This window comes from Candidatus Saccharimonas sp. (genome assembly GCA_015256915.3).
In the GTDB taxonomy this organism is placed as follows: domain Bacteria; phylum Patescibacteriota; class Saccharimonadia; order Saccharimonadales; family Saccharimonadaceae; genus Nanogingivalis.
Genome location: CP076101.2, coordinates 625,806 through 637,739 on the forward strand (window position 1 = coordinate 625,806; position 11,934 = coordinate 637,739).

Annotated in this window: 15 protein-coding genes; 4 read left to right on the forward strand and 11 right to left on the reverse strand. The window is 31.6% G+C overall.

Going from position 1 to position 11,934, the window contains the following annotated elements; translation table 11 throughout:
- Positions 1 to 47 precede the first annotated feature (47 nt).
- Positions 48 to 941, reverse strand: a complete 894-nt coding sequence (tilS, locus tag HXL38_003170) for a tRNA lysidine(34) synthetase TilS (GenBank protein ID QWB90953.1) — start codon at positions 939 to 941, stop codon at positions 48 to 50.
- 56 nt (positions 942 to 997) lie between these two features.
- On the opposite strand from tilS, the gene tadA reads away from it, so the two are divergent.
- Together tadA and HXL38_003180 are read left to right on the forward strand one after the other, a co-directional pair.
- Positions 998 to 2,272, forward strand: a complete 1,275-nt coding sequence (gene tadA, locus HXL38_003175; GenBank protein QWB90954.1) for a Flp pilus assembly complex ATPase component TadA — start codon at positions 998 to 1,000, stop codon at positions 2,270 to 2,272.
- A 30-nt stretch (positions 2,273 to 2,302) separates the two neighbouring features.
- A complete protein-coding gene (locus HXL38_003180) occupies positions 2,303 to 2,860 on the forward strand; it encodes a hypothetical protein (GenBank protein ID QWB90955.1) in 558 nt (185 codons plus the stop codon).
- 2 nt (positions 2,861 to 2,862) lie between these two features.
- Here HXL38_003180 and HXL38_003185 read toward each other — a convergent pair whose 3' ends face one another.
- The 3 genes from HXL38_003185 to HXL38_003195 all read right to left on the reverse strand — a co-directional run bounded on the left by HXL38_003185 (position 2,863) and on the right by HXL38_003195 (position 4,986).
- On the reverse strand, positions 2,863 to 3,612 hold the full coding sequence (locus HXL38_003185) for a recombination regulator RecX (GenBank protein QWB90956.2): 750 nt from the start codon (positions 3,610 to 3,612) through the stop codon (positions 2,863 to 2,865).
- A gap of 29 nt (positions 3,613 to 3,641) precedes the next feature.
- Positions 3,642 to 4,703 carry a recombinase RecA gene (gene recA, locus HXL38_003190; protein QWB90957.2) on the reverse strand — a complete coding sequence of 354 codons (1,062 nt, stop codon included), beginning with the start codon at positions 4,701 to 4,703 and terminating at the stop codon, positions 3,642 to 3,644.
- Positions 4,704 to 4,809: 106 nt separating this feature from the next.
- Complete coding sequence (locus HXL38_003195; GenBank protein ID QWB90958.1) at positions 4,810 to 4,986, reverse strand: hypothetical protein; 177 nt, start codon at positions 4,984 to 4,986, stop codon at positions 4,810 to 4,812.
- 126 nt (positions 4,987 to 5,112) lie between these two features.
- Here HXL38_003195 and HXL38_003200 point away from each other — a divergent pair, with 126 nt between their 5' ends.
- Positions 5,113 to 5,502 carry a type II secretion system GspH family protein gene (locus HXL38_003200; GenBank protein ID QWB90959.1) on the forward strand — a complete coding sequence of 130 codons (390 nt, stop codon included), beginning with the start codon at positions 5,113 to 5,115 and terminating at the stop codon, positions 5,500 to 5,502.
- A 43-nt stretch (positions 5,503 to 5,545) separates the two neighbouring features.
- Here HXL38_003200 and HXL38_003205 read toward each other — a convergent pair whose 3' ends face one another.
- Complete coding sequence (locus HXL38_003205) at positions 5,546 to 6,295, reverse strand: PH domain-containing protein (GenBank protein QWB90960.1); 750 nt, start codon at positions 6,293 to 6,295, stop codon at positions 5,546 to 5,548.
- Positions 6,288 to 7,301, reverse strand: coding sequence for a Holliday junction branch migration DNA helicase RuvB (ruvB, locus tag HXL38_003210; GenBank protein ID QWB90961.1), 1,014 nt, complete (start codon positions 7,299 to 7,301; stop codon positions 6,288 to 6,290). Before ruvB ends, HXL38_003205 begins: the two co-directional genes overlap by 8 nt.
- Positions 7,302 to 7,405: 104 nt before the next feature.
- Between ruvB and HXL38_003215 the strand changes: the two genes are divergently transcribed.
- Positions 7,406 to 7,846 (forward strand): hypothetical protein, encoded by a 441-nt coding sequence (locus HXL38_003215; protein ID QWB90962.1) that lies wholly within the window; start codon positions 7,406 to 7,408, stop codon positions 7,844 to 7,846.
- A 47-nt stretch (positions 7,847 to 7,893) separates the two neighbouring features.
- Here the strand turns inward: HXL38_003215 and ruvA are convergent, their stop codons facing one another.
- The 5 genes from ruvA to rpmH all read right to left on the reverse strand — a co-directional run bounded on the left by ruvA (position 7,894) and on the right by rpmH (position 11,665).
- Positions 7,894 to 8,469, reverse strand: coding sequence for a Holliday junction branch migration protein RuvA (gene ruvA, locus HXL38_003220; GenBank protein ID QWB90963.1), 576 nt, complete (start codon positions 8,467 to 8,469; stop codon positions 7,894 to 7,896).
- Positions 8,470 to 8,499: 30 nt separating this feature from the next.
- Positions 8,500 to 8,985 (reverse strand): crossover junction endodeoxyribonuclease RuvC, encoded by a 486-nt coding sequence (gene ruvC / locus HXL38_003225; protein ID QWB90964.1) that lies wholly within the window; start codon positions 8,983 to 8,985, stop codon positions 8,500 to 8,502.
- Positions 8,982 to 10,445 carry a lamin tail domain-containing protein gene (locus tag HXL38_003230; GenBank protein QWB90965.1) on the reverse strand — a complete coding sequence of 488 codons (1,464 nt, stop codon included), beginning with the start codon at positions 10,443 to 10,445 and terminating at the stop codon, positions 8,982 to 8,984. The genes ruvC and HXL38_003230 overlap by 4 nt, the downstream gene beginning before the upstream one ends.
- Positions 10,432 to 11,430, reverse strand: coding sequence for a hypothetical protein (locus HXL38_003235; protein QWB90966.1), 999 nt, complete (start codon positions 11,428 to 11,430; stop codon positions 10,432 to 10,434). The genes HXL38_003230 and HXL38_003235 overlap by 14 nt, the downstream gene beginning before the upstream one ends.
- Before the next feature lie 97 nt (positions 11,431 to 11,527).
- On the reverse strand, positions 11,528 to 11,665 hold the full coding sequence (gene rpmH, locus HXL38_003240; protein QWB90967.1) for a 50S ribosomal protein L34: 138 nt from the start codon (positions 11,663 to 11,665) through the stop codon (positions 11,528 to 11,530).
- Positions 11,666 to 11,934: the final 269 nt, after the last annotated feature.

Genomic DNA, 11,934 nt, shown 5'->3' on the forward strand with positions numbered 1-11,934 from the left:
TTCATCAATATAAAAATTTTAACTCACTTTTAAACTAGATAAACTATTCATTCACTAACTGTAGTAAGTGTAAAACTCCAGTAATTTCTAGAAAATACAACTTCTTGCCCCTCTAAAATTTGTGTTTTTGATCCATTTTTAAAAGTTCGAATCACATGCAAAAAATCCCAAACTTGTTTTGAAAGCGGAATCCTGCCAGATTGACGAATCATAATCTCACGCAAAACCTCATAACAAACTTCATCTGAATTCTTACGAAAAAACTCTCGTTCAAATTTTTGCCCATCGCCAATTTCAAACAAAATCTCTTGAGTTATTTTTTCAATTTCACGGCGAAGTTCAATTTGCCTTTGCCAAATTTTAAAAATCGATTCCAGATCTTTTTCGCTAAAATTCAAAGTTTTTCGAATTCGATTGCGTGTATATTTTTGACTAAAATTAGTTGAATCCTCTCGCCAAATTAAACCTTGTTGCTTTGCCATTTTTAGAATTTCTAATTTCGAAAATCGCAAAAAAGGACGTTCAATATCTGGAGAATCAAAACATGCCACCGCCCGCCAACCGCCACCACGCACCAAATTTAGCGCAAAAGTCTCCGCCAAATCATTCTTATGATGCGCCGTAAAAATTATAGCATTTTCACGTTTAGCAATTTTTCGCAAAAAAATATATCGAGCATTTCGAGCTTTTTCTTCACTTGAATTTTCTCCTAAATTACCATGCTCAAATTCAAATTTCAATCTATCTTTTTCTGCTAATCTTCGAACAAATTCACAGTCTTCTTGACTTTCTTTTCCGCGAATCCCATGCTCAAAATGCGCAACAATCAAGTTTTCTTCAAGCCATTTTTGCCCATTTTTATTTCGAAAAAATCGCACTAAAAAATCTAGCAAAACAACTGAATCCACGCCACCAGAAACTGCCACGACTATCTTCTTCATATAAATTCATTTTACCACACTTGCGTTTTTAAATCGATTATGTTAAAATTTAAACAATGAAAGAAGGTGGGAAAATTTCGAAAATTAAAGAGATAAAGTTCGAAAATTCAGTTAAATTTGCAGCCGAAAGTATTATTGAAAATGCCCTAAATCTGCACGCGACTGATGTTCATATTGAACCAAGAGAAGAATCAACTTTGGTCCGTTTTCGAATTAACGGCGTTTTAAAAACCGTTAATGAATTTTCGAAAGATTTTTTACCAAAATTAGCTAAATATTTTAAGCATCTTGGCGGTTTAAATTTTAGTGAAAAAACTTTTCCACAATCCGCTACAATTCGACATGGAGAAGCTCGGATTCGAATTTCTACAACTCCAGTTTTTTTGGGTGAGAAAGTTACTTTAAGGTTAATTCGAGCCCGAAAAAGTGTTAGAAAACTTAATGAAGTTGGGCTTTGGGGCGAAAACTTACAGCAAATTCAACAAATTTTACGCCAACCGCGTGGAATTGTTTTTACAATTGGTGAAGGAAATAACACAACTAATTTCTCAATTTTAAATGAGTTAAATTCGAGCGAAAAAAATATTGTTACAATTGAAAAAAATATTGAAAAAACTATTTCAGGAATTAACCAGACTGAAATCAATCCAAGAATTGGTTTAGATTATTTTGAAATGACTAAATCAGCTTTGAGTCAAAATCCTGATATTTTATACATTGATAACCTAAAAGATTCGAAAACTGCCGAGCTTATTTTTGACGCTTCAATGCGAGGGAAATTCATCATCGCAAGCCTTTCAGTTCAAAAAATAAGTGAAATTATCCCATTTTTAAATTATCTTGGAATTGAACCGTTCTTAATTAGTGCAAATGTTCTAGGAATGATATCGCAAACCTTAATTCGTACCGTTTCGAAAAAGGCAATTTCAAAAACCAAAATCTCAAAAGAAGAATCTTCGCTGATTTTACAGGAATTTAAAACTACGGGAGCAAAAATCCATCAATTAGAAAAAGATTTTCGCGATAAAGTTCACCCAAAAAATAAACTTTCAACTTCTTCAAATGCTATTTTAGAATTACCAATTGTTCGAAAAAAAGAAAATTACGAATTAGCTTTCTCTGGAAATACTGCAATTTTTGAAGTTTTAAGTTTAATTAACGGCGATATTTCAAAAGAAATTAAAAATTTAATTCAAATTAAGCCAACTTCAGTTGAAATTGAAGAAATTCTTTCAACAAATAATTTTAGAAATATGAAATTAGATGGTTTAGCGAAGGTTCTACAAAACGAAACAATTCTACCAGAATTAATGCGGAAAACTGGATTTTAAAACAATAATTTGTTAAAATTATAAATAATTATGTTAATTTTAGCTTCAAAATTACTAAACACACCAATTATGGGGCTACAAACTGGCTCTCAACTTGCCCTAACCGGCAATGCAATTATTAATCCTGAAAATTTACAAATTTTAGCTTACCAATTAAAAGCTAATTCTTTTTCGAACGAAGAAATGTTAATACGAATCGCTGATATTCGTGAACTTTCAAGAATTGGATTTATTATCGACTCTGGTGAAGATTTTATTCTCCCAACAGATGTGATTAAAATTAAAGAAATAATTGACCTTGATTTTGACATCTTAAATCTTAAAGTTGAAGATGAAAAAGGTTCAAAAATTGGTAAAATAATTGACTACACTTTAAGTTTAGCTGATTTTTCAGTTCAACAATTAATCGTAAAACGGCCATTTTTAAAATCATTAAACGACCCAGCTTTAACAATTCACCGATCTCAAATTGTTGCGATAAGTGACGATACTATCACAATTCGCTGCGAAAAAGAAGAAGCCCCACAAAAACGAGCAGAAAGAACTGAGAATTTTGTGCCAAATTATATAAATCCCTTTCGAGATTAAAATTATTCTTTCGAAAGCGCCTTTTTAATTTCATCAAAAGAAAAACCCTGTCGAGCCAAATAAGCAATTAACTTTTGTTCATCTGTATATTTTTTAGCTTTTTTAGCGATTATTTTTTGAATCTCATCCTCATCATTTCGATTTGATTCACTTAAAACCTGTTCAATAATATCTGAAGAGACACCTTTTGAGAATAATTCAGATTTTAGTTTTTTAATTGAGCTACCTTTTCTCTGATTACGATTTTCAACCCAGAATTTAGCAAACTTTTCATCATCAATATATTTTTTTTCAATCAATCGGTTCAAAACCTGTTCAACTGAAATTTTCGAAACTCCTTTTTTTTCATAGAATTCACCTGTTTTACGATTTTTAAGCTTACGATTCAAAGTTTTTTTCCATAAATAATCACTAATTTCCTTTTTAGAATGTGGCCTCATTAAGCAATAATTTAAAGCTAAAGCATAAAGTTTACCAAATTCACTCTGCTGTTCAAGATTTTCGATTTCAGTTTTTGTAAATTTAGATCCAATTTTAATATTTAATTGAGTTAATTGAAAAATATCTAGCGAAAAACGATATTTTCCATTCACAAAAATATTTACCCGATTTTGATTTTTAACTGCTTGTTTTATATCTGTGATTATAAAAAAACCATCCTTAAAAGTAGCTTCTTTAGAGCTATTTTTTATCTTTTTATTTTCAAAATCACTATGATCAAAAATCTCTAATGCCATAAAAATTAAAATCAAATTAGCCCAAATTTATCGGGCTAATTATTTTATTCTTCAGTTTTTTCTTCGTTTGGAGTTTCTTCAATAAATTCTTCACCACGAATTTTTGCTCGAACCTTAGCATCAATTTCTGTCATTACATCTGGATTTTCAAGCAAATATCGTTTAGCGTTTTCACGACCTTGACCAATATTCTGATCATTATATTTATAGAATGCGCCAGATTTTCCTAAAATTTCATGTTCAACCGCTAAATCTATAATATCTCCAGTTTTCGAAATTCCCTCGTTATACATAATGTCGAATTCGGCAACTCGGAACGGTGCTGCAATCTTGTTTTTCACAATTTTAACCTTTGTACGGTTTCCAATTACATCATCACCACTTTTAATTTGAGCTGTTCGGCGAATATCAGCACGAACTGAAGCATAGAATTTAAGCGCGTTACCACCAGTTGTGGTTTCAGGATTTCCAAACATCACACCAATTTTCATTCGAATTTGGTTGATGAAAATTACCGTAGCTTTTGATTTATTGATAATTCCAGTAAGTTTTCGAAGCGCTTGCGACATTAAACGAGCTTGAAGTCCCATGTGAGCGTCACCCATATCTCCATCAATTTCAGCCTGCGGAACAAGAGCTGCAACTGAGTCGACTACAATTAAATCAACTGCGTTCGAACGCACCAAAGTTTCAGTAATTTCAAGCGCTTGCTCACCATTATCAGGCTGTGCAACAAGCAAGTTTTCAGTATCAACACCAAGTTTGCGTGCATAAGCTGGATCAAGTGCATGCTCAGCATCAATAAACGCCGCTGTTCCACCTTGTTTTTGAATTTCAGCAATTGCATGAAGTGTTAAAGTAGTTTTTCCTGAACTTTCTGGTCCATAAATTTCAATAATTCGCCCCTTAGGGTATCCACCGCCAAGCGCAATATCTAGACTTAAACATCCTGAAGGTAGAAGCTCAACATCAACTTTATGGTTTTCACCAAGCTTCATAATTGAACCATCACCAAATTGTTTCGAAATTTGTGCAATCGCTAAATCTAGCGCTTGTTTTTTGCCATCTTCAGCCATTCCTACATCTGTTTTTTTTGCTTTAGCCATAAAATTTTCTCCTTAAAATAATATCTTTATTTTAACATTTTTTAGCAAAATGTTCAAGGTTATTTTTAAAAAAAGAAAAAGGCTCAAAATGAACCTTAAAAAATAATTAGAAAACTGTTGCATCCTTTTGTTTCGCCAACTTCATGCGATCCTCTTTTATAATTTCAGTTTGAATTACAGCTAATTTTTTATTATTAATAGGACTAAATATTTGGTCTAATTCTATAATATTAGAATAAACCTTATTGCTATCAGCATCTACAGCAATTGGAACTTCAATCATTTTCTTCACCCCCATAATTTTACTTTACTAATTTTATAAACCAGCAATGGACAAATTCTATCATGATTTTTTAGCAAATTCAAACTGATTAGATTAAAAAAATAAATTGTGATATAATAAAAATATATGAAGAAAAAATCTGGTTTTACAGTTATTGAAATTTGTGTTGTAATTATATTTTTAATCGTCGTTGGCGTAATTTTTACAATACAAAGATTTGAACTTCTCGCAGTTCAACGCGATCAAATTCGAAAACTTTCGATTAATGAAATTTATTATAATTTGGAAGAAGTTTATTACAAGAAAAACGGCTATTACCCTGAAAAAATCAACGAAGATGTTGTTAAAGGCATTGAACCAAATCTCCTAACCGACCCTTCTGGAATTATAATTAATGAAGAAAAAAGTGAATATCACTACGAACCAACCAACTGTGAAAACGGTAAATGTAAAAAATTCACACTTCGAGCAAAATTAGAAAAAGAAGGTGATTTTATTAAAAAATCTCGAAATTAAATATTAAAAAACGGCTTAAAAGTTTTGAAAGCCGTTTTTTTCATTATTTTACACTCATTTTTACACCTTCTTCAAAAAGTTTATCAGAGAGCATTTGATTTTCACGAGCAGCTTCAACAATGTCGCTTAAAAATTCTGCTTTTTTGTCTGGATTTGGTGAAAATGGAAAAGTATAAGTTGATTCATCGCCAACAGTGCTCAATTTAACAGTTCCATAATCAAACAAATGCTGCAAAATCCCCTCTCGAGAATAAGAAATATCTTCGATCGATTCAAGGTTAATTACCTGCTTTTTTTGGCTCATAATCGTATTCGAAATCCATTGAATTGCGCGTTCGTTCGTAATCACGAATCGATTTGCTCGATATACAACATAATTAACATAAGTTAATATAATTAAAAGTAGCGTAATTGAGCCAAAAATCAAAGAAATTTGTGGCTTAAAGTTTGCAGGAATTGGCAGCGGATTAGGCATAAAACAAATAATAATCCACGCGCTTATTAGCAAAACACCAATAAATGCGCTAAAAATAATATTTAAAAGATAGCCGAGTGAGTGACGGCGCATCGAAAGAACCACATATTCATCTTCATCAACCGTGATATCAGGATAAGTTTTCACGGATTGTTCGTGTCTTGCTTTAATTACGCGCGGATCTCCAGCAGGAACTTCTACTTGCATAACTGGCTGAACTTGAATTGGAGCCCCAAAGTTGTTTTCGAAAGTTAAATTCTGCCCATTTTGTGTGATTTTTTCTTCAAATTTTTGTGCCAAGCTTCGCTTATCATTCATCTTTAAATTCCTTTCCTAAATGTTCAAATGCTTTTTGGGTGATAATTCTTCCACGAGGAGTTCGTTGCAAAAAACCAATCTGCATCAGATATGGTTCATAAAAATCTTCAATTGTTGCAGTTTCATCGCCAGTTAATGCTGCCATTGTATTTAAGCCAACTGGCCGCGTGCCATAATTTTCAATTACTGAATTTAATAGATTTCTATCTGCTGCGTCGAGCCCCAGTTCATCAATCTCAAGCATTTTTAAAGCATTTTGGGCAGTTTTCGAATCAATAATTCCATCGCCATTAACATCAGCATAATCACGAACCCGCTTTAAAATTCGGTTTGCAATTCGTGGAGTTAACCTTGCTCTCGTTGATAGAATTTTTGAAGCTTCATCTTGAATTTTACTCCCCAAAATTTTACTTGAACGTAAAATAATTTTCGAAATCTCTTCCGGTGTGTAAAATTCCAATCTATAAATATGGCCAAAACGGTCACGGAGCGGAGCCGCTAGGCTTCCAGTTCGAGTTGTGGCACCAATAACCGTAAAATGTGGCAAATCTAACCGAACCGAGCGTGCAGCTGGACCTTTACCAATTACAATATCAAGTTTAAAATCTTCCATTGCGGAATAGAGAATTTCTTCAACAGCGCGTGGCATTCGGTGAATCTCATCAATAAAAAGAATATCACCATCTTGTAAATTTGTTACAATCGAAGCTAAATCGCCAGCTTTTTCAATTGCTGGGCCAGACGTAATTCGAATATTCGCACCCATTTCACGCGCAATCACATTTGCCATTGTAGTTTTTCCCAACCCCGGTGGACCATAAAGAAGCACATGATCAATATTTTCACCACGCTTTTTTGAAGCTTCAATTGCAAGTTTTAAGTTTTTCTTCAATCGCTCTTGGCCAACATATTCATCAAAATTTGTTGGGCGTAAAGAAATTTCCACCTGCTGCTCTTGTGGTTCGTCATCATGTAAGTTTGCATCAATAATTCTTTCAATAGCCATTAACTATATTATACCACGACTTGACAAAAATAGAAAAATTTGTTATAGTTCTAACGTATATTCCTTTATGGAATAAGAAATTTTTATACTAGGAGGGCTCTAATATGAGCAACTTAAAAAATTTAGTCAAAAGCGATATCGCAATTTTCGAAAATGCTGTAAAATTAGCTCACGGCAATGAAGAAATCGCACGAAAAAACCTTAGCGAAAAAATAATAGGTTTCGCTAAATTAATTCGAAATAGATTTAACCCCTCTAAGCTAGAAGAAAGCGAACTGGTCAACCTACAAAAAGTTGATACAACTGGAGGGTTTGGAATTGAGGAAGAAATAATTTTCCTGACCAACACAAATAATTGCTTTGGCGTAAATAGCCGCGGCGAAATCTATAGCTTCTCGGTTAAATCTGGGAATAAGTATGGTTTTCGTCGACTAGATTTAAATGAAATTTTAAATCTTCCGAAAAAAGAAATCGGCTATCTACATCATGAATTTTGCCAAGCTGCGAAAGAAGTTTTTAAAAATCGCTATGTTAGATCCATATAGCATAAAATAAAAGTCGCACAAAATGTGCGGCTTCTTTTTTTAAAAATTTAAATTCCAGCTTTCAATGCCAAAGTAATGCGTTCTTCCGTTGGTAAATCACGCGGGATTTGCTCTAATGCCTTCGTTGCATCATTCAAGTTAAATCCAAGCGCAATAAGCGCCTCTAAAGCCTCATCTGAAGCTAAGCTAATATTAGTACCAACACTATTATGCTTCGAAATCGCCATTCCAACCTTATCTTTTAAATCTAAAATCACACGCTCGGCTGATTTCTTACCAACTCCAGATGCTTTTTGGATAAATTTTGCATCTTCGCAAGCAATTGAATTTCGAACATCTTCAGTCTCGCCTAAGCTCATAATTGCAACTCCAGCCCTTGGGCCAATTCCTTGAACAGTAATTAAAAGTTCAAAAAGCTTTTTAGCTGCCAAACTTGAAAAACCAAAAAGTTCTTGACTTCTATCAGTAATATTATGATATGTGTAAAATTTAATATCATCACCTAGAACTGCTCGTTCGAACTCATTTATAGGAACGATAACTTCATATCCAACACCAGCAACATCCACAATCACGCTACCAGCAAATTTTTCAACAATTTTTCCAGAAATATGTGCAATCATTAAATTATTTTACCATAAACTCTTTAAGTTTTAAATACGCGTCATATAAAAATGCGTAATTGCAGCAGCAAGTGCATCAGCTGCATCATCTGGCTTCGGAATTTCAGCCAAATTCAAATTCGAACGCACCATTTCCTGCATTTGCTTTTTATTTGCTCCGCCATAACCTGTTAAAGTCTGTTTAATCTGATTTGGAGTGTATTCTGCAATTGGAATTTTTGATTGTTGAGCTACTAAAATAGCTACACCACGAGCCTGAGCAACCGAAATAGCTGTTGTTACATTTTTCGAAAAAAATAGTTTTTCAATTGAAACCTCATCTGGAGTAGTTTCTGCAATAATCTCTTTCAAGCCATTATAAATTTCTTCAAGCCGAATTTCAATTGGTGTATGAGCCGGAGTTGAAATAACACCACCAGTTACCATTTTTAAGGGCTTACCAATCTGGCAATCTACAACGCCAAACCCTAAAATTCCAGTTCCAGGGTCAATTCCTAGAATTCGCCGCTTTTTCATTTTTTACCTTTTGAAAATTTCGCAAAAATATCTTTTCGAAATTCGAAAAATAAAATTGCTAAAAATACTAAAATCACAACAGCGATAATCCACCAACCCGTGAATTCGGCCTGCTTAGATTTTTCTTCATCTTTTTTTACATCATCGCTAGCACCGCTATTTTTTACAACTTTTCTGCAACGGTTCGTCTCTTCATTTCTCTCATATCCATCTTTACAATGCGCTAATTCTTTTTTAACTTCATTACTGTTTTTTCTACAACGATTTGTTTCAGGATTTCGTGTATAACCTGGGGCACATAAAACATCTTTTTTAGAAACTATTGTACTTGAAATTTTTCGACACCTGTTAGTCTCTAAATTACGCTCATAACCTTCACGGCATTCTAATATAGCTTTTTCTACCAAAATTTTATTGCATCGATTTGTTTCAAGATTTAAGAAATAACCATTTTCACATTTTTTTTCTTGATTTTCTTCTTTGATCTTATTACAGCGATCAGTTTCTTCGTTTAAAAAATATCCTGCTTGGCAAGTTTTTTTATTTTTTTCACAATGATTTTCAGCATTCAAAAAGAACCCATCTTCACAAACTTGAAGAATATTTTCACTATTTTTTGTTATTTTAAAGCTTTGTTTCCATTCTTTTCCATCAAAAATCCAGCTTAAATTTTTCTTTGATCCCTTTAATTCAACACTTTGAATTTCTTGGTTTTTTGAATTTAAAAGAATAATTTTATTGTTGCCAGTTTTCGAAAATTTAAAACTATTTTCACTATTAAAATTAATTATTAAAAAATCATTCGGTAAAATCTCTATATCTTTGAAGTCTATTTTTTGTGGATCTTTATTATTTCCCGTATAAATTTCAATCCCACATTTCTTAAGTGAAATTTTCTGATTTTTAGTATTTTTTAACTCTAAAAACTGCTCATTCGAATTAATTAAAACTTCACTAATTTGTAGATTTTCACAAAAATCTTCTTCAATTTCAGCCAATCCACCATGTTTAAAATTCACTTTTTTTTGCGAAATTTCAAAAATATCTTTATTAAAATTACGAATTAGAATATCATCTTTAGTAATTTCTGGTGCATTTTTTTCTTCACACTTCATATTTTCTGCACACAAAAAATCAACTTTTTTGCCATCAATTTTAAGCTCAATCTGTTCACTTAATAAATCTTGGCTCAAGATTTGTCCATCGCCATCTTTTTCGCTAAATAATATTTGTGATTTTTTTAAAAAAATTCCGTTTGAAATTTCGCCAATATTTTGACTATTCTGGATAATTTCAATTTTCGAAAACTGGAAATCTTCACCAAAATTTGAGATTTCAAGCATTGAATTTGAAACTTTTGAAATTAAAATATTTTGCGTATTTAAAGCTTGAGTTTTATTTAAAAATCCCAAAAAAAGTGTGAGCAAAATACTCAAAAAAATAATTCTAAAAATCTTCATTTAAAAACTTTCCTTTTATTAAAATTACAACTTCAAAAATAGCTAAGAGCATTAAATTTAAAACAAAATTATTATTTTCAGTTTTCAAAAATCCAGTGTTTGGTGCTAAAATTAGCCCCTGATTCTTTAGATTATCTAATTTATTATTTAATTTAGTATTTTTTTCTGGCTGTTCCGGTTGCTTATCTTGGATAAAAACTATATTTTTCTCATTTTTTAAATTCTCTGAATCTTTAAAAATACTTTTTTCTTCATTTATATTAGCTTTATTTTCTTCTTTTCCCTTTTCAGAGTCCTCATTTTCAGGATTTAAAACTTTTTTGCCTTCAGCTTTATCTTCTCTTTTAGGAGCTTCAGGATTTTTTTCTAATTCATCTTTTTTATCGTTTAATTTTTCTGTTTTTTCAAGCTTCAATCCACCAAATCTTGGTGAATAATTATCAAGATTTCGTAAACCGAAATTATAATTATTTCTATCTTCAATAGGGGTCATCTTATCACCATTTTTTAATATCTCAGCTTTCGAAATAGCAATTTTCTCAACACCCTTATTACTAGGTTTTAAATCAGTTGAATTTTTAACAAAACCCTTAATACATCTCTTTTCATCAGAACAAATATAATCTTTCAATTCACCATCAATATAAAGCCCTAAAATAGGCTTCTGACCGATAGTATCGATATTTCGAAATTCTTCCTTAAATTTTACATCAGAATTCTGAGCATTTTGCGCAAAAGTTATATATTCTTGTGATTTAAAAATTCCATTTTGGACTTTCGCAATTTCAATTTGTTTTTGATTATTTTTAAGCGAAATTTCTTTAAATTTATAATCTTCACCACTATTAAAAAGTTCAACAAACTCCTTCGAATCGGTAGCATAAACTCGCGATATATAGATCTTTTTATCTTCCGCAAAAGTATTTTTCGAAAAAATAAGAGCGATAAAAAAAGCGAAAAAACCAATAATTAAACTTTTTCTCACTCCCTCCTCCTTTCCTAAAATATCCAAAATATTTTAGCATAAACGAAATGCAAAATCAAGAAAAAAATAAAATCACTCGCTTGGAGTGAGATTATTTTTAGACTGTAAGTCGTTTTCGGCCTTTTAGTCGGCGTCGTTTTAGAACTTTAATTCCAGCCTTTGAAGACATCTTATTTCGAAAACCATGAGTTTTCGCACGATGTCGTTTATGTGGTTGATGTGTTCTTTTTGGCATATCTATCCTATTTTACAATTTAATATTAAAAAAATCAAGTTGATTACTTTTCATAAGCTTTTTAATCTGTTATTTAAACTTGAAATTTTACTAAATTCATTTTGTAGTATACCATAGTTTTCCACAAAAAACAAGGACTTTTCAACAGATATTACAGTAGTATTTAAGAAATGTGGAAAAATTCTTCTACTTTTCAAAAATTATAACATATTTTTTATTTCATTAAATTTTAGGTTGTGGAAAACTCAAAAATGTTATAGAATAGAATT

Coding starts and splice junctions, on each gene's coding strand:
- tadA (QWB90954.1), top strand. CDS start 998: ATGAAAGAAGGTGGGAAAATTTCGAAAATTAAAGAGATAAAGTTCGAA.
- HXL38_003230 (QWB90965.1), bottom strand. CDS start 10,445: ATGAAGATTTTTAGAATTATTTTTTTGAGTATTTTGCTCACACTTTTT.
- rpmH (QWB90967.1), bottom strand. CDS start 11,665: ATGCCAAAAAGAACACATCAACCACATAAACGACATCGTGCGAAAACT.
- HXL38_003195 (QWB90958.1), bottom strand. CDS start 4,986: ATGATTGAAGTTCCAATTGCTGTAGATGCTGATAGCAATAAGGTTTAT.
- ruvB (QWB90961.1), bottom strand. CDS start 7,301: ATGGCTATTGAAAGAATTATTGATGCAAACTTACATGATGACGAACCA.
- HXL38_003180 (QWB90955.1), top strand. CDS start 2,303: ATGTTAATTTTAGCTTCAAAATTACTAAACACACCAATTATGGGGCTA.
- recA (QWB90957.2), bottom strand. CDS start 4,703: ATGGCTAAAGCAAAAAAAACAGATGTAGGAATGGCTGAAGATGGCAAA.
- tilS (QWB90953.1), bottom strand. CDS start 941: ATGAAGAAGATAGTCGTGGCAGTTTCTGGTGGCGTGGATTCAGTTGTT.
- HXL38_003205 (QWB90960.1), bottom strand. CDS start 6,295: ATGAATGATAAGCGAAGCTTGGCACAAAAATTTGAAGAAAAAATCACA.
- ruvC (QWB90964.1), bottom strand. CDS start 8,985: ATGAAAAAGCGGCGAATTCTAGGAATTGACCCTGGAACTGGAATTTTA.
- HXL38_003200 (QWB90959.1), top strand. CDS start 5,113: ATGAAGAAAAAATCTGGTTTTACAGTTATTGAAATTTGTGTTGTAATT.
- ruvA (QWB90963.1), bottom strand. CDS start 8,469: ATGATTGCACATATTTCTGGAAAAATTGTTGAAAAATTTGCTGGTAGC.
- HXL38_003215 (QWB90962.1), top strand. CDS start 7,406: ATGAGCAACTTAAAAAATTTAGTCAAAAGCGATATCGCAATTTTCGAA.